Source organism: Pseudomonas marginalis, assembly GCF_008692035.1.
Classification (GTDB): Bacteria; Pseudomonadota; Gammaproteobacteria; order Pseudomonadales; family Pseudomonadaceae; genus Aquipseudomonas; species Aquipseudomonas marginalis.
Genome location: NZ_VTFG01000001.1, coordinates 679,280 through 702,561, shown reverse-complemented (window position 1 = coordinate 702,561; position 23,282 = coordinate 679,280). Strand labels below are relative to the sequence as shown.

21 protein-coding genes and 1 pseudogene are annotated in these 23,282 nt (G+C 61.0%); 7 read left to right on the top strand and 15 right to left on the bottom strand.

Translation table 11 applies throughout. The features are described 5' to 3' along the window. Positions 1 to 25: 25 nt before the first annotated feature. The 14 genes from FX984_RS02950 to FX984_RS02885 form a co-directional block, all read right to left on the bottom strand. Positions 26 to 1,534, bottom strand: a complete 1,509-nt coding sequence (locus FX984_RS02950; protein ID WP_146476299.1) for an amino acid ABC transporter permease/ATP-binding protein — start codon at positions 1,532 to 1,534, stop codon at positions 26 to 28. 106 nt (positions 1,535 to 1,640) lie between these two features. Next, positions 1,641 to 2,444, bottom strand: coding sequence for an ABC transporter substrate-binding protein (locus FX984_RS02945; RefSeq protein ID WP_027606662.1), 804 nt, complete (start codon positions 2,442 to 2,444; stop codon positions 1,641 to 1,643). Positions 2,445 to 2,521: 77 nt separating this feature from the next. After that, positions 2,522 to 3,574 carry an isopenicillin N synthase family dioxygenase gene (locus FX984_RS02940; protein WP_146476300.1) on the bottom strand — a complete coding sequence of 351 codons (1,053 nt, stop codon included), beginning with the start codon at positions 3,572 to 3,574 and terminating at the stop codon, positions 2,522 to 2,524. Between the two features lie 13 nt (positions 3,575 to 3,587). Continuing rightward, entirely contained in the window at positions 3,588 to 4,439 is an 852-nt protein-coding gene (locus tag FX984_RS02935; RefSeq protein WP_146476301.1) for a sugar phosphate isomerase/epimerase family protein, read from the bottom strand. A 284-nt stretch (positions 4,440 to 4,723) separates the two neighbouring features. Beyond that, the gene (locus FX984_RS02930) at positions 4,724 to 5,068 is read right to left on the bottom strand and encodes a cysteine hydrolase family protein (protein WP_223841593.1); all 345 of its coding nucleotides are present in this window, start codon (positions 5,066 to 5,068) and stop codon (positions 4,724 to 4,726) included. Continuing rightward, positions 5,065 to 6,420: an ATP-binding protein gene (locus FX984_RS02925; protein WP_027606659.1), complete on the bottom strand. Its 1,356-nt coding sequence runs from the start codon at positions 6,418 to 6,420 to the stop codon at positions 5,065 to 5,067. The genes FX984_RS02930 and FX984_RS02925 overlap by 4 nt, the downstream gene beginning before the upstream one ends. After that, positions 6,396 to 7,061, bottom strand: a complete 666-nt coding sequence (locus tag FX984_RS02920) for a response regulator (protein WP_027606658.1) — start codon at positions 7,059 to 7,061, stop codon at positions 6,396 to 6,398. Before FX984_RS02920 ends, FX984_RS02925 begins: the two co-directional genes overlap by 25 nt. A 91-nt stretch (positions 7,062 to 7,152) precedes the next feature. Beyond that, a complete protein-coding gene (locus tag FX984_RS02915; RefSeq protein ID WP_027606657.1) occupies positions 7,153 to 7,584 on the bottom strand; it encodes a hypothetical protein in 432 nt (143 codons plus the stop codon). Positions 7,585 to 7,609: 25 nt separating this feature from the next. Beyond that, positions 7,610 to 8,374, bottom strand: a complete 765-nt coding sequence (locus FX984_RS02910) for a COG4705 family protein (RefSeq protein ID WP_027606656.1) — start codon at positions 8,372 to 8,374, stop codon at positions 7,610 to 7,612. Between the two features lie 82 nt (positions 8,375 to 8,456). Next, positions 8,457 to 9,503 (bottom strand): ABC transporter ATP-binding protein, encoded by a 1,047-nt coding sequence (locus tag FX984_RS02905; protein WP_027606655.1) that lies wholly within the window; start codon positions 9,501 to 9,503, stop codon positions 8,457 to 8,459. Then, entirely contained in the window at positions 9,500 to 11,098 is a 1,599-nt protein-coding gene (locus FX984_RS02900) for an ABC transporter permease (RefSeq protein ID WP_391564224.1), read from the bottom strand. The genes FX984_RS02905 and FX984_RS02900 overlap by 4 nt, the downstream gene beginning before the upstream one ends. Positions 11,099 to 11,101: 3 nt before the next feature. Next, positions 11,102 to 12,118 carry an iron ABC transporter substrate-binding protein gene (locus FX984_RS02895; RefSeq protein ID WP_146476302.1) on the bottom strand — a complete coding sequence of 339 codons (1,017 nt, stop codon included), beginning with the start codon at positions 12,116 to 12,118 and terminating at the stop codon, positions 11,102 to 11,104. Between the two features lie 208 nt (positions 12,119 to 12,326). Further along, positions 12,327 to 13,952, bottom strand: a complete 1,626-nt coding sequence (locus FX984_RS02890) for a methyl-accepting chemotaxis protein (protein WP_027606652.1) — start codon at positions 13,950 to 13,952, stop codon at positions 12,327 to 12,329. 327 nt (positions 13,953 to 14,279) lie between these two features. Further along, the gene (locus FX984_RS02885; protein ID WP_146476303.1) at positions 14,280 to 15,320 is read right to left on the bottom strand and encodes a zinc-dependent alcohol dehydrogenase family protein; all 1,041 of its coding nucleotides are present in this window, start codon (positions 15,318 to 15,320) and stop codon (positions 14,280 to 14,282) included. Between the two features lie 143 nt (positions 15,321 to 15,463). On the opposite strand from FX984_RS02885, the gene FX984_RS02880 reads away from it, so the two are divergent. The 5 genes from FX984_RS02880 (at position 15,464) to FX984_RS02860 (ending at position 18,640) form a co-directional block, all read left to right on the top strand. After that, positions 15,464 to 15,946, top strand: a complete 483-nt coding sequence (locus tag FX984_RS02880; RefSeq protein ID WP_065941773.1) for an Lrp/AsnC family transcriptional regulator — start codon at positions 15,464 to 15,466, stop codon at positions 15,944 to 15,946. A gap of 139 nt (positions 15,947 to 16,085) precedes the next feature. Next, positions 16,086 to 16,625 (top strand): kinase inhibitor, encoded by a 540-nt coding sequence (locus tag FX984_RS02875; protein ID WP_027606649.1) that lies wholly within the window; start codon positions 16,086 to 16,088, stop codon positions 16,623 to 16,625. 5 nt (positions 16,626 to 16,630) lie between these two features. Continuing rightward, positions 16,631 to 17,449 (top strand): helix-turn-helix transcriptional regulator, encoded by an 819-nt coding sequence (locus FX984_RS02870; RefSeq protein WP_146476304.1) that lies wholly within the window; start codon positions 16,631 to 16,633, stop codon positions 17,447 to 17,449. A gap of 133 nt (positions 17,450 to 17,582) precedes the next feature. Further along, positions 17,583 to 18,215 (top strand): hypothetical protein, encoded by a 633-nt coding sequence (locus tag FX984_RS02865; protein ID WP_223841592.1) that lies wholly within the window; start codon positions 17,583 to 17,585, stop codon positions 18,213 to 18,215. Between the two features lie 227 nt (positions 18,216 to 18,442). After that, positions 18,443 to 18,640, top strand: coding sequence for a hypothetical protein (locus tag FX984_RS02860; RefSeq protein WP_141157677.1), 198 nt, complete (start codon positions 18,443 to 18,445; stop codon positions 18,638 to 18,640). 86 nt (positions 18,641 to 18,726) lie between these two features. On the opposite strand, the gene FX984_RS02855 is transcribed toward FX984_RS02860, so the two are convergent. Further along, positions 18,727 to 19,332, bottom strand: coding sequence for a cysteine hydrolase family protein (locus FX984_RS02855; protein WP_027606645.1), 606 nt, complete (start codon positions 19,330 to 19,332; stop codon positions 18,727 to 18,729). A 442-nt stretch (positions 19,333 to 19,774) separates the two neighbouring features. On the opposite strand from FX984_RS02855, the gene FX984_RS02850 reads away from it, so the two are divergent. Continuing rightward, entirely contained in the window at positions 19,775 to 20,875 is a 1,101-nt protein-coding gene (locus FX984_RS02850) for an ABC transporter substrate-binding protein (protein ID WP_092357190.1), read from the top strand. A gap of 24 nt (positions 20,876 to 20,899) precedes the next feature. Beyond that, positions 20,900 to 23,212: pseudogene (locus tag FX984_RS33090) on the top strand (ATP-binding protein); the annotation flags it as partial. Positions 23,213 to 23,282: the final 70 nt, after the last annotated feature.

The window sequence follows — 23,282 nt, the reverse complement described above, 5'->3', positions numbered from 1 at the left end:
ATTTCAGGCCCCCCTCACGCCGGGTTCAAACCCGCATGAACGCCTTGATTCGCTCGCCGCACTGATCGGCACGAATCATCCCAGGCGCCGCATCCAGTGCAACCAGGCCGTCTTCCATGAAGATCACCCGGTCGGAAATGGACAGGGCGAAGTCCATCTCGTGGGTCACGATCAGCATGGTCATGCCTTCTTTGGCCAGGTCGCCGATGACCTTGAGCACGTCGCCCACCAGTTCCGGGTCAAGGGCTGACGTCGGCTCATCAAACAGCATGATATGTGGATCCATGGCCAGTGCGCGGGCGATTGCCACGCGTTGTTGCTGCCCCCCAGACAACTGATGCGGATACTTGTGCGCGTGAGCCAGCAGTCCGACCTTGTCCAGCAGGGCGTAGGCGCGCTGCTCGCTGATGAGCTTGTCGCGGCCGTGATAGCGCGGCGCGAGGGTGACGTTGTCGAGAATGGTGCGATGGGGAAACAGGTTGAAGCCCTGGAACACCATGCCGATGTGCTGTACCCCACGGCGTACTTGTTGGGTGTTGGTGTTGTCACCGGCGTGGATATAGCTTTCGCCGAACAGAATGATCTCGCCTTGGTCGATGCTTTCCAGGGCGTTGACGGTGCGAATCAGCGAGGTTTTCCCCGAGCCCGATGGGCCGATGATGGAAATCACCTGGCCCACATTTACATCAAGGTTGATGCCCTTGAGCACAGCGTGCTGGCCGTAGCGCTTGTGAATGTCGACCAGTTGCAGGGCGGGTGCCGAGCCAGGCCCGGGGGCTTTCCGAGCGCTTGCCGAAGGAGGGGCGGGTTGTGATGCGCGTAGGTGCCCCATGCTGGTGTCATCCAGCGTCCGGGGTGTGCGGTTGTTGAGTTCCAGGTGGTGCTCCAGCCAATGAAACAGCCAGCCGAGCACGGTCACGATCAGCACGTAATACACCGCCACAGCCGACAGGGTTTCCATCACCAGGAAGTTTTGCGCGTAAAGGCGCTGGCCCACGGTCAACAGTTCGGTCAAGGAAATCACCGAGACCAGTGAGGTCAGTTTCACCACGGTGATGTATTCGTTGATCAGCGTCGGCAGGGAAATGCGGAACGCCTGGGGGATCACGATCAGGCGCTGCAAACCGATCAGGCCGATGCCCAGCGCGCGGCCGGCCTCTTTTTGACCTTTGGCCACGGATATCAAGCCACCACGGTGGATTTCCGCCATATAGGCCGCTTCGGTGACCACCAGGGCCAACAGGCCGGAATAGAACGGGTTGGACAGGACGCCACGGGTGACCGGGAACATCTGCGGCAGGTTATAGACGAACACCACGAGTACCAGCAGCGGCACGCTGCGAAAGAACCAGATATAAATCGACGCCGGCACGCTGATCCAACGCGCGGCCGAAAGCTTGGCCGAAGCCAGCAGGAAGCCCAGCAGCATGCCGATGAACCAGGCCAGCGTGCTGAGTTCCACCACCGTAATGCAGGCTTTCCAGAAGTCCGAGAGCGAAAACAGAGAAAAAAAGTAAGGCCATTCAAATTGCATGTGTCTCTCCAACTGCTGGCGTCGACACAGGCTTTACCTGGGCCGGGCAGTCAAGCGAAAGCCGCCGACTGTGGGAGCGGCTGCGCTCCCACAGGGCTGCACCGGGTCAGTTAGTCGGTTCTTCGAGGTTGTATTTCTTCAACAGGGCGGTGTATTCACCGGAGGCCTTGCTCGCCTCAAAGGCCTTGAGCAGTGCCTGATAGAGCGCGTCGTTGCCTTTCTTGACGTAAATCCCCAGCGTCTGCTGATAGATCGAGTGCTCGGTGCTCACCACGACGCGGCCCTTGGTGCGTTCTGCGATCATGCCGGCGGCGCCGTCGATCTCCACCTGAGCCTGCACATTGCCGGAGAGCAGCGCCTGGGTTACCTCCGGTGCGGACGGGAACTCGCTGACCATAATCGCGCCCTTGTTATTCGGAGTGCAGTAGTCGGTCGAGAGCGTGTTGAACTGCGTCACCCACGTGGTGCCTTTTTCCAGGCCGACTTTCAGGCCGCAGAGGTCTTCCGGTACTTTCGGTTTCAGCGGGCTGTCCTTCAGCACCATGATCGCTGCGCCGGTCTTGGCGTACGGGATGGTTTGCGCTTGCGTCTGCCGCTGGGGCGTGATGTACATGCCGGAGATGATCGCGTCGTAGTGGCCGGCGTTCAGGCTGAGGATCAGGTTGGAAAACTTGGTGTCGACGAAGTCGGCCTTGAGGTCCAGGTGCTTGGCGAGCAGGTGCGCCAGCTCGGGGTCGGAACCGACGACGTTTTTATGTTCGTCGTATGACTCGAAGGGCGGATAGGTGATTTCCATGCCGACCTTGAGTACGCCGGGTGTCACCGTCGTTGCTGCATGGGCGCCGGCCGCACCAAGGAGTGCGACGGCCAGCAGGGTCAAGCGGACAGCATGATTGATTGGATTGCGCATCATCGATGACTCCACGTCGGTAAAGTAGGGCTGGGCGGGTGGTTAAACAGGGCGGTGTGACCAGGCTGAGGGTTGCATCAGGACGCGTCCTGCGCCTGGCTCTTCAAGTGACCGAAGCTCGATGGCTTGCGTGCTTTCTCGTACAGCTTGAGTTCGCCCCGTTCGACTTTGCGGCGCAGGTACTGATAGGTCTGCAACGCTTGGCCGAACATGTGCTCACCGATGGTGATTTCCTCGTAATCCTTAGCGCCTTCAAGAAACTGCGGCAGTGGCTTGATCTGCGTATGGAAGTCGCACGCGTAGAAGAGTGGGAAGGCGTAGCGCTCTTCGCTGACGGTTCGCACTCGGTGAGCCGTAGCGACGAACGTACCCGCGGTCATGACCTCCAGCATGTCGCCGATGTTGACCACAAAGGCACCGTCCACGGGTGGCGCATCAATCCATTGGCCTTGATCGTTCATCACCTCGAGGCCTGGCTTGTCGGCAAGCAAAATGGTGAAGCACTCGTAGTCGGTATGTGCACCAATGCCGGGTGCGTCTTGGGCGGCCAGGTCAAAGGGGTAGTGAATCAGGCGCAGTTTCGACGGTGGGCGGGTAACCAGTGCCTCGAAATAGTCCTCTTCAAGGCCTAATGCGAGCGCGAAGCCCTTGAACAGGCGACGCCCCAGCGCAAACACCGCAGCGTAGTACGCTTCGACGGCGGGACGGAAACCCGGCAGGTCCGGCCATTCATTGGCCCCGATCAAGGGGGTTCCGGCCCTGACCAGCGGGTCGTCTTCGCCTACTTCAAAACCGATATCGAACGCCTCCTTGTGGTCCGGCTTGCCTTTGGCATAGACCTCTTCGCCTTCAGGCACAAACCCCTTGTGGCTGCGGGAGGTGCCGATGTAATGCTGCATCTTGTACGCAAGGGATTGCGCAAACAGGTCCTTCGCCGCGTGGCGCAAGCCGTCGATCAGCGACGACTCGATGCCGTGGTTCTTGATGTACAGAAAACCCACTGCGCGGGCGGCGTTACCGAGTTCTTCGGCCACTGCCTGGCGCTGTGCGATGTCGTCGCTGTACAGCCCGGCGATGTCCACCAGCGGAATGCGATTGAAGTTGGCGGCCTTTGGCGTTTGGTCAGGCATTAAGTAACGCTCCTTATCGGGTTGAGGCGCCGCTGAAACGCCGGAAATGCTCGCGCTCGGTATTTGCCATCCACACATTCAGCGACCACAGGTCGGCCACCGGCACATTGGTGAAGGGCAGGTGATGCAGGTAGCCGTCGGCACCGAACTCCGGTGTCAGCGTGCTGACCTGATAGCCGCGACTTTCCTGGGATCGCCAGATGGCCTCCCAATGCTGCTGATGGAAGGCCAGCGCTTGGGTGTACTCGGGAGCGGCGGGGTGGGGAACCTGGGGCCCCTGGTCATAACCGACCCGGGCTTGAATGTGGTGAACGCGCTCGACGAAAGCGCTGAGGTCATCTTCCGGATCGTTGAGCAGGCGCTCGCAGGTGACCACCCAATGACTGATGTCGCTGGTGAAGCGCAGGTCCGGCAGTTGACGAATCAGCTCGAGGGTGACCCAAGGGTTGAACAACGAGCGCGCACGATGGGTTTCAAAGGCGCACACCTGGCCGTGCTTGCGCGCGACGTCCATTGCGCGGCCAAAGAAGTCGACTTGCTGTGCCAGTGGCCAGCGGTCGTTGCCAGCCAGCAGGTTGATGAAGCGCGGCGACAACTCAGCCGCCCAAGCGAATTTTTTATCGAGGTCCAGAAGGTGTTCGTCGACGCTCGCCGATTGTTGCGGCAGAACATCGTAGGCGCTGAAGACGGTACTGATATAGCTGACATGGTTGGCGCGTAGAAAGGCTGCGAACTCGGCGCGTTCGCTGGTGGTCATGGGCAGGCGGGCTTCCATGCCATCGAACCCGGCCTCAAGCAACTCTTCGAGCGCTTGTGCCTTGCTCGCGGTGTAGCCCCACAACGTCCGGAATACTTCCAACTTCATCGATCTGCTCCAAAGGTGCCTTCGCATGATTGACACAGCGGCGTTTCGGCGTGGACCGAAACGCACAAAAAACGGCAGTGACAATCAGAAAAGGCAATCTTCGGGCCCCATCTCTGTGGAAAGGCTCCTTTGTTGCCGCCAATAGTAGGGAGGGGCGCTTGGCGGAAAGAATAGGGAAGTGCAAATAGATAGTTCAGAGATTTCTAAACTATTGAGGGGCGACGGGTAACGCGCGGGTGACGGCGAATCTGAAGGCGACGGTAAAGCCGCCTCCTGCTTTATGGCTACTGGGCGTTCAGCCCGTCGAGAAACTCTGTGTGTTGCAACGTCCTGGAAAACATCGGCAGCGTGAAGCGTTCTGCGGCCTGTTGTTGTTCGTCGGTGAAGGTCGCTGTGCAATCGATCAGGGTCACCACGTTATAGCCCTTCTCATAACCCGATCGAACCGTGCCTTCGACACAGCAATTGGTCAGGAAGCCCGCCACCACCAGGGTCTGGATGCCGTTGTTGCGCAGCACCAGGTCCAGGCCTGTGGTAGCAAAACCGTCCAGCCCGCGCTTGCCCTCCACGAGGATGTCGCCGGCTTCCCGGGTAATCGCCTCGCTGATGTCGACGCCCCAACCGTTCATGTACGGGTTGAATCGAGCCAGACCGTGACACTCAGTCCGCGTTGTTGCGCGGTATCGGTAAACGACAATTGGACGCGTGCCCCGGTACGCTCGGTGATCGCCTTGACGATGGACAAACCGAGCCCCGAGCCCGCCTCATCGGTTCCCAGGCCGCGATAGAACGGATCGAATACCCGTGCCTGTTCCTCGAGGGGGATTCCAGGCCCTGAGTCCTGGATCAGCAGTTTGACCGCACCGGGCACCGACGCCACCGACAGATCGACGCGGCCGCCCGCTGGGGTATAGCGGATCGCGTTATCCACCAGGTTCTTGACCAGGGTAAACAGGTCCATCCGGTTGAAGGTGAGGTGCACATCCTGGGTGCTTTCGACGCCAATATCGAGCTGTTTGCATTCAGCCAATGGCAACAGGTCTTCCAGGACCTGTCGGTAGATTTCATGCACTGACACCACGCTTTGATCCCGGGCTGCCTCCGATTGCGCCGCGGCCAGGCTCAGCAGTTGGTCGATCAATTGGCGTCCGCGCTCGATACCCCGTGAAAGAGGCAGCAAGCGCTCGCGGGTCTGGGATGACATGTGCGTGGCGGCCAGTCGTTCGGCCTGCAGGGACAGGGCGGTCATGGGCGAGCGCAATTCATGGGCCGCGTCGGCAACGAAACGGCGTTGGTTGTCCATGGACCGGGCAACCCGTGCCAGCAAGCGATTGATGGCCACCACAAACGGGCGGATTTCGGTGGGCAGATGCTGTTCATGTATCGGGTGCAGTTCCTGTTCGGCGCGCTGATCTATTTCCGCCGACAGGCTGGCGATGGGGCGAAACAGCTTGCGCACCAGGTCGCCGACGACCAGCAACAGCACGGGAAACAGGATCAGGAACGGCAGCAGGCTGCGCCAGGCGCTTTCTCGTGCATCGTTGTCGCGGGCGTCGGACTCCTGGGCCACCGCAATACGCTCGCCGTTGGCGGTGGTCCTGACCAGTACACGGAAAGCCTCGCCCGCCACCTCGACCGTGGACAACCCTTCGGCCAAGTTGGCCGGGAATGGCAGTGGAATGACCTCATCGGTGAGACCCGAGGGATCGATACCGTCGCCAAGGTGTTGAATGATCAACCGGGACTCTTCGTCGTCGCCGTCGATGGTGGTGCCTTGCGGGTACTGCAGGGTCATGTGCTGGCGATCAAACAGGATCGCCACCTGGCGCAGGGTGTCGTCCTGCTGTTCGTGGGCTTCTTCGAAGGCTGAGACGAATGCAAACCCGCTGGCAATCAAGGCGACCAGCAAAATGGCCAGCGACAGGGCCACCGAAAGCCGCAGTTGTACCGATTCACTCAAGCGTTTCTTGACACCATCCATCCCATGCCCCTGACGTTCTTGATCACATGACTGCCCAACTTGCGCCGCAAGGCGTGAATCAGGAACTCGATGGCGTTGCTTTCAACTTCATTGCCCCAACCATACAGGCGCTCTTCCAGTTCGCAGCGCGAGAGGATCGCACCGGGACGGATCAACAGGGCTTGCAGCAGCGCGAACTCGCGGCTGGATAGCGCTATATCGCTGAGTTCGACGGTTGTCGCTTGCTTGGACAGCAAGTCCAGCGAGACCACGCCATTACTGAGCACGGGTAATGCATTGCCGCCCTTGCGGCGCAGCACGGCACGCATGCGCGCGAGCAATTCCGCCATGTTGAACGGCTTGAGCAGGAAGTCGTCGGCGCCGCCATCCAGGCCGCGCAGGCGATCATCCAGGCTGTCTCGGGCGGTAATGATCAGCAAGGGCACCGGGTTGTTACGCTCGCGGATGGTCGCCAGCACGTCGAGGCCGTCCTTGCCGGGCAGGCCAAGGTCCAGCAGCACCAGGTCATAGTGATGGGTGTCGAGTGCGGCCAGGCCGCTGAGGCCGTTCTTGACCCAGTCCGCGGCATAGCTGGCGTCGCTGAGTGCGCGCTGGATAGCATCGCCAATCATCGAATCGTCTTCGACCAACAGTATCCGCATGTCCCTCTCCGCAAAAAAACAGGCGCGGCAGGGCTGACTGTCGCGCCTGTATTGAAGCACCTGCGCGGGTATTTGTCCGCACCGGACGGTATCAGCCTTTCATCGCGTCGAATGCCTTGAGCAGGTCGTCCATAGCAGCCTTGCAATCAGCCTGTTTCGGGCTGCTGTCACGCAGTGCCGACAGGGCACGGTCGATGGCTTTGTCCAGTACATGCCAGTCACTGGCCGCGCGCGGCTTGATGCCGGCTTCGGCCGAGTCCCAGGTGGACTCCAGGTCTTTGATCCGGGCTTTCGCGCCAGGCAGGTCGTTTTTGTCGACCAGGCCGGCCACTTCGACGGCGATGCTGCGGAACTCGGACAGGTCGCCCAGTTTCGAGGCGGCCTTGCCCTGGCTGTTGGTCGAACCTGGCGTGACGGGGGCCTGGGGTTTATCGGCAGGTTTCGAGCAGCCGGCAGCGATACCCAACAACAGGATCGAAGCGGCGATTGCGGCGCGGCGAATAAGGTTTTGAACAGGGCGCATGATGAGGTCCTTGAGGGTAATTGAGTTATGGGCGCAGGGTTCTGCGGTTGCCGACGCCGATTTGTGCGACGGCCACCAACAGGACAATCACGCAGAGGAAGATCGCGCTGGTCCAGCTGGCGCCCATGCCCAGGCCGCCGTAGGTCTTGGCCTGGGTCAGCAAGTCGCCGAGGGAGGCACCGAAGGGGCGAGTCAGGATGTAAGTGATCCAGAAGGTCAGGACCACATTGGCACCCAGGCGCCAGGCGAGCAGGGTTGCGCCGATCATCAGCGCAAAAATCACCGCGCCCAGGGTGAAGCCCAGGCCCAGCGCTTCGGTGGCCAGGTCGCCGGCGGCGGTGCCGAGCGCGAAGGTGCACAACACGGTGGCCCAGTAGAACACCTCGCGCCGTGGGGTCACGATGGCCCGGATCGACAGGCTGCGTTCGGTGCGGTACCAGACCAGGAAGTTGAGGGCGAGCAGGACCGAGAAGATCACCGTGCTGGTATACAGGCTGATGTCGAGTTTATCGGTGAGGATGTCGGTGATCTGCGTCCCGACAATGCTCACCAGCACCACGGTCAGCCAGTAGATCCAGGGGGTGTAGGCTTTGGTGCGCAGCTGGAAAAACAGCGCAATGGCCAACAGGGCGGCCATGCCGATGCTGGTCCAGCCGGCACCCAGGCCCGCATCGACGGCGAGATAGTCCGCGCCGGTTTCGCCCACGGTGGTGGACAGGATCTTGATCACCCAGAATGACAGGGTCACCTCGGGTACTTTGTTCAGCCAGCGGGCTGCTGTGGCATTCATCGGGTTTACCTCTCCTGTGCGCGGTGGTGGCGCAGGGGAGAAGGTACGGCACGAAACTTAGCCGGGACTGAGGGCCGGCGACCTATGCGGAAAATACATGCGCCACGCCGATTGTCGTCAGCTGCACCGTGCTGCCGGTCAAGGGCGCCTGCAGGCCCGAACTGCGTACCAGGATCGCGCGCCCCGGTGCGCCATCGTCAGGCTGCAGCGCCACGGTCAGGGTGCAGGTGTTCCCGCCAAAATCACGCTCGGTCACCACGCCCTGGCAGCCGGCGCCTGACCCCGTGCTGACCTGCAACTGCTCGGGGCGCAGCATGATCTGTGCAACGGGACAATTGTCCAGGCTGTTGACCGCGATACGGCCCAGTTCGCAATGGGCCCATCCGGCTTCGAGCCTGGCAGGCAGGATCACTGCATCGCCCAGGAACAAGGCGGTCTGTTGGTCGCCGGGGGACTGGTACAGGTCCATCGGATGGCCGGACTGCACCAGGCGTCCCTGACGCATCACGGCCAGTTGATCGGCAAACGACAGCGCCTCACTCTGGTCGTGCGTCACCAGAATCGTGGTAATACCGGCGTCGCTCAGCAGCCGTGCGACCATCTTGCGCATCGCCGCACGCAGGCCGGTGTCCAGCGCCGAAAAGGGTTCGTCCAGCAGCATCAGGCGTGGTTGTTGCGCCAGTGCACGGGCCAGGGCCACCCGTTGTTGCTGCCCGCCGGACAGTTCGTGGGGCCAGCGCCGCGCCATGCTGGCGTCAAGGGCCACGCTGTCCATCAGTTCGGCGATGCGTGATTCGCGTTGCGGGCCCTTGGCGGCCAGGCCAAAGGCGATATTGTCGGCCACGCTCATATGCGGGAACAGCGCACCGTCCTGCGGCACATAACCGATCTGGCGTTGATGGGCCGGGACGGCGTGCGTGGCGTCGACCAGCAGTTGGCCATTGAGCGCAAGGCTGCCGCTATCGGGAAACTCGAATCCGGCGATCATCCGCAGCAGCGTGGTCTTGCCTGAACCTGACGGCCCGACGATCACCGTTCGGCTGCCGGTGGGCACCGACAGGTTGACGTCGGCCAAGGCGCGCTGGCTGCCGAAGGACTTACAGATTGCATTGAGTTCGAGGGCGTTCATCGGCCAGCCGTGCGTTTGGATTGGTGATAGAGGAGGCCGGTCAACGGCAGGGACAACAGGATCATGATCAGCGCGTAGGGGGCTGCGGCGGCGTAGTCAATTTCACTGGTCATTGCCCAGAAGCCGGTGGCCAGGGTGCGGGTGCCGTTGGGGGCCAGCAGCAATGTGGCGGTCAGCTCATTGGTGATCGCCAGGAACACCAGTGCGGCACCGGCCGCTGCACCTGGTGCGGCCAGGCGCAGGGTGATCAGCCAGAGTGCACGGGCGGGCGAGCGGCCGAGGCTGCGTGCCATGTGTTCCAGCTCCACCGGCGCCTGGGCGATCCCGGCCCGCAAGCTCACCAGCGCCCTGGGCAAAAACATCAGCAGGTAGGCGAGCAGCACGGTGATCGTGGTCTGGTAGATCGGTCGCGCGAAGTGAATGGTCACGGTCACCAGTGCCAGGGCGACGACGATGCCGGGCAAAGAGCTGGTGATGTAGTTGCAGCTCTCCAGGATGCGCTGCAAGCGCCCTGGCGCACGTATCGACAGCCAGGCAATCGGCACCGCCGCGCAGGTGGTCAGCAGCGCTCCGGCAGCGCCGAGCAACAGGGTTTGCTCGAGGGCCGGCAGCAGTTCATTCATCTGCCACACGGCCACGCCGCCGGCGACCAACCATTTGCCCAGGGTAATCAGCGGCACACCCAGGGCCAGCGCGCAGGTGAACGCTTGCAGACCAAGGGCGGCGATGCGGATGGGAGTGCCCAGGCGCAGGGTGCGCTGGTCCCGGGCACTGCCCGAGCCGACCCGTGCATAACGCGCGGCACCGCGGGCCGCCGATTCGATCGTCAGCATCGCCAGGCAGCACAGTGCCAATACCGCCGCCAGCATGTTGGCGGCCGGGCCATTGAAGGTCGACTTGAACTGGTCGAAGATCGCCGTGGTGAAGGTGTCGAAGCGGATCATCGCGTACAGGCCGTATTCGGCCAGCAGGTGCAGGCCCACCAGCAGCGCGCCGCCGCAGATCGCCAGGCGCAACTGCGGCACCACCACCCTGAAGAACACCGCCCAGGGTTTGAGCCCCAGGGATTCGGCTACGTCTTCGATAGCAGGATCGAGTCGCCGCAACGTGGCCGCCACCGGGAGGTACAGAAACGGAAAGTAGGCGATGACCGAGACCAGCACGCCCGCCGGCAAGCCATGGATCGACGGCACCAGGCTGACCCAGGCATAGCTGTGCACAAAGGCCGGCACCGCGAGGGGAGCCACTGCCAGCAATGACCACAGACGGCGTCCCGGCAGGTCGGTGCGTTCGGTCAACCAGGCCAGCGCGACGCCCAGCGCCACGCACAAGGGCAGGGTGATGACCACCAGCAATACGGTGTTGACCAGCAACTCGGCAACCCGAGGCCGGAACACCAAGGCCTCGATCTGTGCCCAGCCGATTTGCCAGGACACACCGATCACGAAGGCGATGGGCAACAGGGCCAGCAGCGAAACCAGCACCGATAAACCGGTGACCCATGCGCCGCCACGCCTGAAAAAAAGCGCGTGGCTGCGCTGTGAAGGTCGCGCGGGTATCGACCGGGCGGCAGCCGCCTCCAGGGTTTCAGGCAACAATCAGAGGAGTCCGGCCTGGGTCATCAATGCGACGGCTTTTTTGCTGTCGAGTTTGGACGCATCAACCTTGGGAGCATCGAGCTGCGTCAGCGGTACCAGTTTGGGGTTCGACTCGGCGTTCCGGCCCACGGCGTACTCGAACGAATTGCCGCTCTTGAGAATCGCCTGGCCGTCCGGGCCGGTGATCCACGCCAGGAAAGCCTGGGCCTGCTCCTTGTGTGTGCTGGAGGCCAGCACGCCGGCACCGGAGATGCTGACGAACGCGCCCGGGTCCTGGTGCTTGAAGTAGTGCAGCGCGGTGTCCTTGCTGTTTTCGCCGGTCTTGGACTGATCGACGAAGCTGTAGTAGTGGTAGATCACGCCACTGTCGACCTGGCCGGCATTGACGGCCTTGAGTACCGCACTGTTGCCGCGGTAAATGCTCGCGTTGGCTTTCATTGCCTTGAGCCAGTCGAGGGTGGCGGCCTCGCCCTTGAGTTCGAGCACGGCAGCGACGATCGCCTGGAAGTCGGCCCCGGCCGGGGAGGCGGCCCAGCGGCCTTTCCAGTGGGGAGAGGCAAGGTCCATCAGGGATTTGGGCAGGTCGGCTTCCTTGAGCGCGCCCGGGTTATACACAAACACCGTCGAGCGCGCAGCGATACCCACCCATTTGCCGTGGGCCGGACGATAGGCTGCACCGACCTGTTCCAGGGTGGTCGGCGCCACGGGGGCAAACAGCCCGGCGTTATCGACCAGCACCATCGCCGGTGAGTTTTCGGTGAGGAACACATCGGCCGGGGAGGCAGCACCTTCCTGCACAATCTGGTTGCCCATCTCGGTGTCATCGCCATTGCGGATGGTCACCGGAATCCCGGTTTCCTGGGTAAACCCTTCGACCCACGCCTTGGTCAGGCTCTCGTGCTGGGCGTTGTACACCACGATGCCAACGCTGTCGCTCGCGGCATAGACGTGCCCGGCGGCGAGCAGCGCGCCGACCAGCAGGGCTTTTTCAAGGAACGACGGAAAACCGATAGTCATGAGAGGGCAAGCTCCTGATGGTGAGGGTGTGCTTGAGGAATATAGCTGGAGATTCCTGACCAATAGGAATCATTTGCATGCTGAGGCGCGGCGAATGTAGAGCCGGGAATGAAAAAAAAACGTGAAAAAAAGGTGAGTTTTACCGAGCGCGCCCCACGGTGTTTGCAGGCATGTGTCATTCACCCGAAATGGCGCGCTACGGCAATTACTAAGTTCTGAAGCGAAGCACCAGGTCGTTCAGGTTTACAGCCAACCGTGACAGCTCATTACTTGCCGTCAGCGTCTGGCGAGTGCCTTCGCTGCTTTGAACGGCAAGGTCGCGGATGCTTATCAGGCTGCGATCCACATCACGCGCTACGTGAGCCTGTTCCTCGGAGGCGGTTGCGATCTGGATATTGCGATCGTTGATTTCGAGTACGGAATCTATGATCTGGCGCAGCGACTGGCCGGCTTGCTCCGCCGTATCTCGCGTGCTGTAGACCTCAGACGTGCTCATCTGCATCGATTCGACGGCGGCTGAGGAGCCTGTTTGAATCGTCGAGATCATCTGTTCAATTTCCTGGGTAGAGGTTTGGGTGCGGTGCGCCAGTGCCCTGACTTCGTCGGCGACCACTGCAAAACCGCGGCCTTGTTCTCCTGCGCGGGCTGCTTCAATTGCAGCGTTCAACGCCAGCAGATTGGTTTGCTCGGCAATCGCCCGGATAACGCCGAGTACCTTGCTGATGTCTTGCGCCTGGCCTGCTAGCGCTTTTACCTGCTCCGAGGAAACTTCGACTAACCCCGTCAGGCCGCGCATGGCCGTGAGCGTTTCAGTGACCCTTTTATTGCCAAGATCGGCTGCCAGGCTGGACTGCATTGCGGCTTCCGAGGTGGAGTTGGCATTGCGGGCAACCTCTTCGACAGCAGCGCTCATCTCGGTGACGGCCGTGGCAGCCTGCTCTATCTCGCTGTTCTGCTGTTGCAAGGTGCGATCAGCACTTTCCGTGATCGAAATCATTTCGACGGCAGCGCTGCTGAGTTGAGCTGAGGCGCCTGATATTTCCAGTATCGTGCTCCGGAGGTTCTTCTGCATGATATTGAGCGCATGCATCAAGCGGGATGCTTCATCCGAACCGGTGACTTCCAGGTCATGGGTAAGGTCGCCGGCCGCGATATCTTCCGCCAGTTTCAGGGACGAACTGATGGGGTTCACAATACTGTTGGTGAACAACGTGGCCAGCAGGGTAGTGAGCGCAAAAGCCACCACCAGCACAGCTATCAGTACCCTGACGCTATGGGTATAAACCTCTGCTGCATCCTGCCCCGACAAAACCGCCTGGCGTGCATTTTGCTCACGTAGAAGTGTGAGCTGCTCTTGATAGGCACTGGCCCGCTGTGCCTGCTCGGTGTTGGCGAACGTGATCGCTTGTTCATGGTCAGGCTGATCGAGGGCGAGTACTTTTTTCAGGCCCTCAATGTAGGCATCCATTGTTTGGCTGGCCTTCTCAAACTGCAGTTGATCCTGTTCGCCGGAGATCAGGTTGTCACGATAAAACGCGCTCTTCGCTTCAAGCGTTCGCATGGCCTCTTCGACCTTTGACAGCGACGCATCATGCACGTCTTTGGAGGTACTCGAGAGCATGCGGATACTCTCAAGGCGCGCATGCAGAAGGGCGATCTGAATATCGTCAATCACCTGGATGCTCGGCAGGGAGTTTTGCTCGATGTTCTGCTCCGCCGTGCGCAAATGACCGATTTGTAAATAGGAGAAGCCTGCCAAACTGATCAGCAAGAGGGTGATCAGACCGAAGCAGACGAACGCTCTGCGCGCGATATTCAAGGATCTTAGTTTCATATAGGCCTCCGAAGGCCGAGGTGTCAGGGGAGGGGGCAGCCCCTGCGTCAGTTTTTGTTGATCACGAACAAGGGCTGCCTTTGCAGGCGGCACATTGGCGCTGACTGTCATCCTGGCGGCGATGCGTACAGTGAGGAATTCAAAAAAATGAATCGAGGTGATAGTTGCGATAAATTATTGCGCGCTAATCATTAGTCTATTAAATATTTCCGTGGGCGCCTGATCCTTTGTCAAAGCGGCCGGAAATTCGTGCGAAGGAAACAAGGGCCTGCATGAGGTTAATCAGGCAAGCCCTTGATAGGTGGATGTTCAGGGTGGCGCTATGGGTCAAAACTCGGTTATGACGGTTACCCCTGCCGTCTCGAAGCGGTCCATGTTCGTCAACGCGTCGATGGACTGTTCCAGGCTGATGGTTTTGCCCACGAGTTTTTCAGGCGCCAGCTTGCCTGAGGTGATCATCTCGATCATGGCGCCATAGCGATGCGCCTGCATGCCGTGGCTACCGTAGATCTCAAGTTCATGGGCGATAACCTTGCCCATGGGGATGGCCGGCGTGGCGTGATCAGCGAGCATCAGCCCGACCTGGACGTGCTTGCCGCGACGGCGCAGGTTGTTGATGGAGTTGAAACAGGTGGTTGGGTGGCCCAAGGCGTCCAGCGAGACGTGGGCACCGCCCTGGGTGATTTCCAGCACGGCTTCGGTGACGTCCGCGACGCACTGGGCATTGATGGTGGCGACAGCGCCGAGGGCGCGTGCCATATCGAGTTTTTCCTGGGAAATATCGATGGCGATCACGTTCGCGCCAATGGTCTGGGCGATCATCACCGCAGACAGGCCGACACCTCCGCAGCCGTGAACCGCGACCCACTGACCGGCGCTGACGTTGCCTTGGTCGACGACTGCACGGAACGAGGTGGCGAAGCGACAACCCAGGCTTGCAGCGGTTGCGAAGTCCATGCTCTCGGGCAGCGCGACCAGGTTCAGATCGGCCTGGTGGATGCCGACGTACTCGGCAAAAGAGCCCCAATGAGTGAAGCCCGGCTGGAATTGCGTGTGGCACACCTGCTGATTGCCGCTGTTGCACTGCGCACAAGCACCACAGCCACCCACGAACGGCACGGTCACCCGGTCGCCGACCTTCCACCGCGTGACGTCGTGGCCCACCTCGGCCACGATGCCCGCCAGCTCATGACCCGGTACATGGGGCAGTTCAATGTCGGGGTCATGACCTTTCCAGCCATGCCAGTCGCTGCGGCACACCCCGGTGCCAAGCACCTGGATCACCACGCCATGGCGTTCCGGGGATGGGTCTGCCACGTTCATCAGGCGCGGCGGCTTGGAAAAGGCTTCGTAGACGACTGCTTTCATTCAAATTACCTCGGCTTGGAGGGGCGATTCAGGCATTGCCATTATGAATGAGCGCCTTGAAATTACCTTTCAATTTGCAATTGACCGAACGCAAGAATTGAAATTAACCTTCATTTTTAGGCGAGAATTTGAAGGGGTATTTCATGATTGAGCAGCTCGACAAGGCGGACATTGCAATATCGGAGCGTTTGCAGCGGGACGGCAAGCTGTCGAATGTCAAGCTGGCCGAGCAGCTGTCCCTCAGCGAAGCGTCCTGTTGGCGCAAGCAAAGACGGCTGGAGGAATGCGGGGTTATCGAGGGATACCAGGCCATTCTCAATCGAAAGAAACTCGGGCTGGGCCTGAAGGCCTTTGTCCAGATCTCCTGCACGGATCACAGCGAAGAAGCCACGGCAACGTTTGAAAAGATTATCCAGGCGGCCCCGCAGGTATTGAGTTGCCATAACACAACGGGGGAGGCGGACTTTCTCCTTGAGGTGGTTGCACGGGACCTGGACAGCTATAGCCGCTTTGTCGAAACAGTGCTGAGGAAGCTCCCTGGGGTTTCCAGTATTCGCTCGAACCTCTCCCTGCGAGAGATGAAGACCACTCATCGACTGCCCGTCAGCGAGCTCTTGAGCATCTGAAGGTCGTCGGGCACGTGGAGAGCCATCGTTCGTCCGGACAATCGAGCATTTCGGCACTGTTATCGAGCATTTCGGCACAGTCTCCCGGTTTTGTTCAACCTAGACTCGAGCTTCACTTTCAGACTCAGATGGAGCCGCGATGAACATCAGATTGATCCTGCCAGCACTTTCCATGGCCGTCACACTCAGTGGCTACGCTGCGGATTTCTCACTGACCAGCCGGGATATTGCAGACAACCGCCCGTTGACCCGTCGCGAAGTGTTCCAGGGCTTCGGTTGCGAAGGTGGCAACACGTCTCCTGAGCTTTCGTGGAAAAACGCCCCCGCAGGGACCAAAAGTTACGCGATCACCGTTTACGATCCCGATGCCCCCACCGGCAGCGGTTGGTGGCATTGGACGGTGGTCAACCTGCCAGCCTCCACCCATAGTTTGCCAAGCGGCGTGGGGGCGAACCTGCCTGCGGGTGCTGTGCAAGGGCGAACCGATTATGGCCAGCCGGGGTTCGGTGGCGCTTGCCCTCCTGTCGGCGATAAACCCCATCGCTATCAATTCACCGTGTGGGCCTTGAAAGCCGATAAGCTACCGCTCGACAACCAGGCCAGCGGAGCCTTGGTCGGTTACATGCTCAACGCCAACGTCCTGGCCAAAGCGACCATTACTTCCACTTACGGACGTTAAGAACCATGCGCCCTTGTGACGGCATACAGCACCGGGAAAATATTATCGATGCCTGTGTCATTCGGGCGCGACATGCCCTTACCTTGCCCAGGGTGCCGGTGTTCGTGACCACCTTGTGTCGAGTGCGGCAGGGGGAAAAACTGTTGCAATGGGATGACCGGGAAATGCGCGCAGGGCCTCGGCATCTGATTCTGATGCCGGCCGGGCGCGAGCTGGGTATCTCAAACTTCCCCGGCCCTCAGGGTCACTACATCGCCGATGCGGTGACCTTTCCCGTCTCGACATTGCGTCAATTCAGCAGCCGATATAGCCAGCAGATCAAGAGTGGTCGCGGGGCACTGAAGAGCGATCTATGCGTTCCCCTGGACAGGCACACCACCCAGGCATGGGAGCAGTTGCTGGTCGCCATCCATGCAAACGCCCCGCAGGCACTCTGCACACATTATGGGGAAGCAGTGCTGCTGAGCCTAAGCCTTGGCGGCCAGGCCGGACCTTTGCTGATGGGGCGCAACGATCCCTTGTGCGAGCGGGTGCAGCAACTGGTAATGGCCAGCCCGGAGAGAGACTGGACGGTTGCGAGCATCGCACAGCACATGAACCTGGGGGAGTCGACCTTGCGTCGCCAACTGGCGAACGAGGGTAATAGTTTCAGGAACATTCTGGAGGGCGTTCGACTGTCGACAGCATTACAACGGCTGCAGACAACGTCTCGCCCGATCGGTGAAATTGCCAGCGCCTGCGGCTACGCCTCCGCCTCCCGTTTTGCCGTGCGCTTTCGCTCACACTATGGCCTGTCACCCCGTGAATTGCGGGCTGCGATTTGAGCATTTGCGGGAGGGCTTTCCCCAGTCTGCCGGCCGGCAGTGCGAGCCAGGTGTTGACGTTTATCGGTGGGTACCGGACCAGACTGTCTGGCGATAGTGCTACTGTCTACGCAGTCCCCCCGGAGCCTGCTGGATGCCCCATCAAACTTCAGTTCACCCCATCGCAACGCCTCCAGCCGCGCCAGGCGCTGAAGAACCGCGCGCTCACCCACCTATGTGGCATGGCAATCCGGACTTACCCACCTTTGGCAGCACTGGGGCGGCCATATTGGGTTTCTGTTTTGTGCTGCTTATGTTCCTGCCGGTCATAGGGGTGACGGTGCTGATCCTTTTCGGTCTCGAAGCGATGCAAGGCGCATCGTCCAGCGATGGGGCGAGTCCCACCACGTCGCCTCTCATCCTGGCTATGCTTGGTGTTGTTGTGCTCATGGGGCTGGTTTTCGCGTGGATGTTCTCTGCGTCCAGAGTGCTGGCCTTCACCTTTGACGAAAACCGGCAACTGCTGACTCTCACCGTCACCCGTCGCGGCCGTAAACCCGCCGAAGTGCAGGTGCCCTTCAGCGATATCATTTGTATCAGCCCTTACGTGCTCGCCAGTTATGACCGCCATGGCCATTTCAGCGTCGTGTGTCAGGGGCGGAGGGGCAAGGAGTTCGAATATCGATTGGCTGAGGGGACTTCTCTGGAAGACATGGAATTTCATGCTGCATGGCTGCGCGCAATAATAGGCGAACGGATGCATGAACCAATGAATCTGGACAAATGAACGAAGCACCTCCGGGCACTATCACCTTTCAATCGCATCGATAATTGCGCCGCCGTCAGCGCCATCCAGCAAATACCCACGGCGTCGAATGGATCGAAACACGCACCGGCAGTGTCACCTTGTGCCAGCCTGGGCGCGTCCATTCGTCTGTTGCCCGGCACTCTGGGGGGCATGGCGTTTCTCAACCTTAAGCACGGATATCCCGAGCCCAAGAACGGAGAGCCAGCATGGAAATCAATGAGAATGCCCCGGGCAACATTTCACAGCAGGCTGTAACGCGCGGGACGGACAACGAGACAGGGCACGACCCGAGGCGTGATGAGGATAAGATCCCGCTGCCGCCGGACGACGATGCCCCCCTTGAGGAGGATATGTCTGATGTGGACGCTGCCGATTCAGTGGCGAGCGAACACCCTGACAACTGAGGTGTTTCAGATCAACGAACCCGGCCAGGGTGTCGCAGGTGGCTGGGAATCCGAAGGCGGCTGTAAAGCCGCCTCCTGGGCGATGGCTACCGGGCGTTCAGCCCGTCGAGAAACTCGGTGTGTTGCAACGTCCTGGAAAACATCGGCAGCGTGAAGCGTTCGGCTGCCTGTTGTTGTTCGTCGGTAAAGGTCGCGGTGCAATCGATCAGGGTCACCACGTTGTAGCCCTTCTCATAACCTGATCGTACCGTGCCTTCGACACAGCAATTGGTCAGGAAGCCCGCCACCACCAGAGTCTGGATACCATTGTTGCGCAGCACCAGGTCCAGGCCCGTGGTGGCGAAACCGTCCAGCCCGCGCTTGCCCTCCACGAGAATGTCGCCGGCTTCCCGGGTAATCGCCTCGCTGATGTCGGCACCCCAGCTGCCGGCGCGGAAAGCGCTGCCATCGGCAACGCCCTTGAGAATCCCGTAGTCGCGGGTGGTCAGCTCCGGGTAGCCCTCGGCGAACTGGATCGGCAGGTGGATGATCTTCACGCCGAGCGTGCGCGCCTGTTCAACCGTGGTGGCGGTGTTCGCGAGCATATTGGACGTGTGCATGACGTCCTTGACGGCGTCATGGAACACGCCGCCTTGGGTGGTGAAGTCGTTCTGGTATTCGATCAGCACCAGGGCGGTGGTGTGTGGGTTCATGTCGGGTCTCCGATAAGTGGGTCGAGCAACAAGCGTAGAACAGCAGGCAGGGTTGGGTGGGGCGGCAGTCAAACACAAAACTATGGCTAAGAGCGCCGCATCCGTTTACAGACCGCAAGCAAAGCGGGCACTTTGATACTATGCTCATTGCCAATGCGAGCCATCTACGGGTTTCAATGTTCGGCCGCCAAGGGCTCCGACCCTGGCAAAGTCATTGACGTTGGCGACAGCCGGTGGGTGGTCTTCAGGCGTTTTCAACGGCTCACGCAACAACCCGCACGCGGCATACAGGGAAACGTTCAATGCCTGCCCCACACCTCACCTGCTTGAAAATCTCCAATGTGGGGGCCAACGGCTCCAACCAGAACACGCCGTCGATCCAGGCTGTAAGCCGGAGCGGGTGGATAACTGTTGGTAAATGCCAAGCACGATGGAGAACAGCATGAACACCCAGTCGATCCACACGATCTTGAGGCGCTTCGCCGGCTGCGTGGCGGGGCTGGCGATGGTTGCCGCCAATCCGGCCCAGGCTGCCGCCGAGGGCATCGCCAGCGGCCCTACCGCGAGCTACAGCATTGCCTTCAGCAATTCCTACGCAGGCAGCGATTTTCGCAAGGTGATGGTGCGCAACTGGCAGGAAATTGCGCTCCAGGCGCAAAAGGAGGGCTTGATCCGTGAGGCTCCCGTCGTCAGCGCCAATAACTCGGCTTCGGAACAGGCGGCCCATATCCAGGACATGATCGTCAAGGGCGTCGATGCCATCGTGATCCTCGCTGCCTCCGACACGGCCCTCAACGGGGTGATCCGCGATGCCTGCAACGCCGGCATCGTGGTGGTCGTCATGGCCAGCCTGATCACCGAGCCCTGTGTCTATACCGTGGATTACAACTGGTCCGCCATGGGCCGTGTGGAAATGGACTACATCGCCGAGCGCCTGAAGGGCAACGGGACATTACTGGAGATCCGCGGCATCGCTGGCGATGCCACGGATAAAAACATCAGCGATGGCATTCGCAAGGCCGCCAGCGACTATCCGGGCCTGAAATTCGTCAAGACCGTTTACGGGAACTGGACGGCTTCTGTCGCCCGCAGGGAAGTGACGCTGGCGCTGCCGTCGCTGCCCACCATTGATGCCGTGGCTACCCAGGGTGGCGACGGATATGGTGCGGCCATGGCGTTCAAGGCGGCGGGACGCCCTTTGCCGATCATTGTGATGGGGAACCGTCAGGACGAACTTGCCCTGTGGAAACAGGAACGCGATGCCAATGGCTACGAGACCGTCTCTGTCTCTGCCTCCCCGAGCGTCTCCCAGATGGGGTTCTGGGTGGCCCAGCAGATACTGGCGGGCAAGCAGGTGCCGAAGTTCGTCGAAGTGCCGCTGGTACGTATTGATGCCAAAGACCTGGACGCCTGGCTTGCCACTATGCCGGTGGGCGGTGCCGCCAATCCGTTCTACGGCCAGGCTTCCGTTGCGGCGATGATCGATGCGGCCATCAACCATACGGCGCCGCCGGCGCCTTTGCCGGAGGTGACGAAACAGTAGCGGCGGGCTAGGAGGCGAGGCCCCATGTTGACATTCAAATCAGCCACGGCCAGGCCCATTGCCGTCAGGATCGGCCTGGCGGTTGCCGCACTGGTGTTGCTGATGCTGGCGGTATCGCTCGTGAACCTCTACGGCCTGCGAGGCATGGTACGTGCGGTGGATTCCGCCAGCCATTCCGCGGAAATTCTGGCCTCGGTCAACGGGGCTACCGGGCGGGTGGAAAACTTCATTGCCACCCGCGACCAGGGCAGCGTGTCCCAGGCCGAGGGCTTGGTCGCGACCGCTATCAACGGCCTTAACGCCATCCCGGCGGCAGAGGCGCAATCGCTCAAGGGCAGCCTGGAGAGGCTCGCTGCGGCGATCGCGTCCTTGCGGGCGGCGACCCTGACCATGGATGGCGAAACCGAGAATATGACCGCCCATTACGCCCGGATGCGAGAGGCGACGGCCCTCGTTGAACTGGGTATCGCCGCTGGGCTGAAGGGCCTGGACTCCCGCGCCGCCGACCACCAGGCGCGGGTGAGCAACGCCCAGAGCGCCCATCGCATCCTGGATATCCTGCGCAACGGCGAACGCATCATTACCGCCAATGTGGCCCAGGTGCTGGTGAGCGGTGATGGTGCCGCCGCCACTGCGGCGCGCAACGCCTGTGCGGCGCTGCCGCCTGTGGTCGAGCAATTGCGTGAGTTGATGGGGGCGCCGCAACAGGTGGAGACCCTGGAGCAGTTGGCGACGGCGGTGGCTGCAGCCAGCCTGGCGCTCGAGCAGCTTGGCGAGGCTCCCAGGCTCCGGGGCGGCGAGGCTTTGCGGCATCTGGGGGCTGTTGGAGGCGTGGCAGAGCGCCTTGAAGTCATGTTGGCTGAAGTGGACGAGCACATTGCCCATGACGCCAGTGACATTCAGGCCGCCATCGGTTTGCTGCAAAACGCCGCCGCGTTGTCCAAGCGTTTCGCCGAACGTGTTGCCACCCTGGAAGCGCAGACCTTGTCGTTTCGCCTGGTGCCGTCGGCCGAGGTCGCCAGCTCTGTAGGCGTCATCCTCGATGAACTCTCCCGTCTCGCCCGGGTTCTGCCATCGTCTGTGGGGCAGCAGGCCAGCGCTACGCCCCTGACGGTCAGCGATCAGATTGCTGGCTACCGGGCGGCATTTGCCGGGTTCCATCAGGCGAGCAACGCCTTGGGCGACGCGCGCGACCAGGTTCGTATCGAGGCACGCAGCGCTGGCCTGTTGGTTGCGCGCTTCGCAGGCGAAGCGCGTTCAGACGCCTTGGTCCACAAGGATCGCGGCATGCTGGCGACAATAGTCGCTGGCGCCGTCGCCATCCTGCTGGCCGGAGCCATTGCCTGGAGCACCTCGCGGTTTGTCGCGCAGCCCATCGTCGCCCTGGCTTCGGCCATGCGCCGGCTCGCTGCCGGTGACTTGACCGCCGAAATCGCCCGTGCTGGACGCGGCGATGAGATTGGGATCATGACTCGCGCCGTCCGGGTGTTCCAGGAGAATGCCTTGCGCATCCGGGTGCTGGAGGCCGAGGCCGAAGCCGAAAGACAGCAGGTGCAGGCCTCTCTGGAGAGAATGGTCGCCGAGCGGACCGACACGCTGCACCGGCAGACCGAGGTGCTGGAGGCGCAGGCGGTTGCACTTATTCAGGCGCGCAACCAGGCCGAGACGGCCAACCAGGCAAAGAGTGATTTCGTCGCCACGGTCAGCCACGAACTGCGCACCCCTTTGACCCTTATTCTCGCCCCGTTGGAGCAGCTCTCGGTGGCGATCACGCCGCCGACGGACTGGCGCGTGCAAATCGAGCGCGCACAACGAAACGCACTGCGCCTGATGAACCGCGTGAACGATATCCTTGACTTCTCCAAGGCCGAAGCAGGCAAGTTTGAGCTGTGTCCGGCGCCCGTTGATTTGAACAAGGCGGTGGGTGTGCTGGCCGAGGACGCCGCCATGGTGGCCAAGGGCAAAGGCTGCACGTTAACCTGCAGCATCGATCCTGCCCTCGGTACCGTGTTCCTGGACCCCCGACACTTCGAGAAGATTCTGCTCAACCTGGTGAGTAATGCCATCAAGTTCACCCCTGCTGGCGGTACGGTGCATCTGGCAGTCACTGCGCTTGATGACGAGCGATTTGAGCTCGCGGTGCAAGACTCGGGCATTGGCATCGCGCCTGACAAATTACCCCTGCTGTTCCAGCGTTTTTCCCAGATCGACAATTCCGCCACGCGGCATTACAGCGGTACCGGTATCGGCCTGGCCCTGGTCAAGGATCTGGTCGAACTGATGGGGGGCGAAGTCAGTGTCAACAGTGAGCCTGGAAAGGGCTCGTGCTTCCTTGTTCGATTTCCTCGGGGAACCGAGCAAGACACGGTGCCGACCGAAGCCGGTCATCTGCATGAGGGATCGTCAC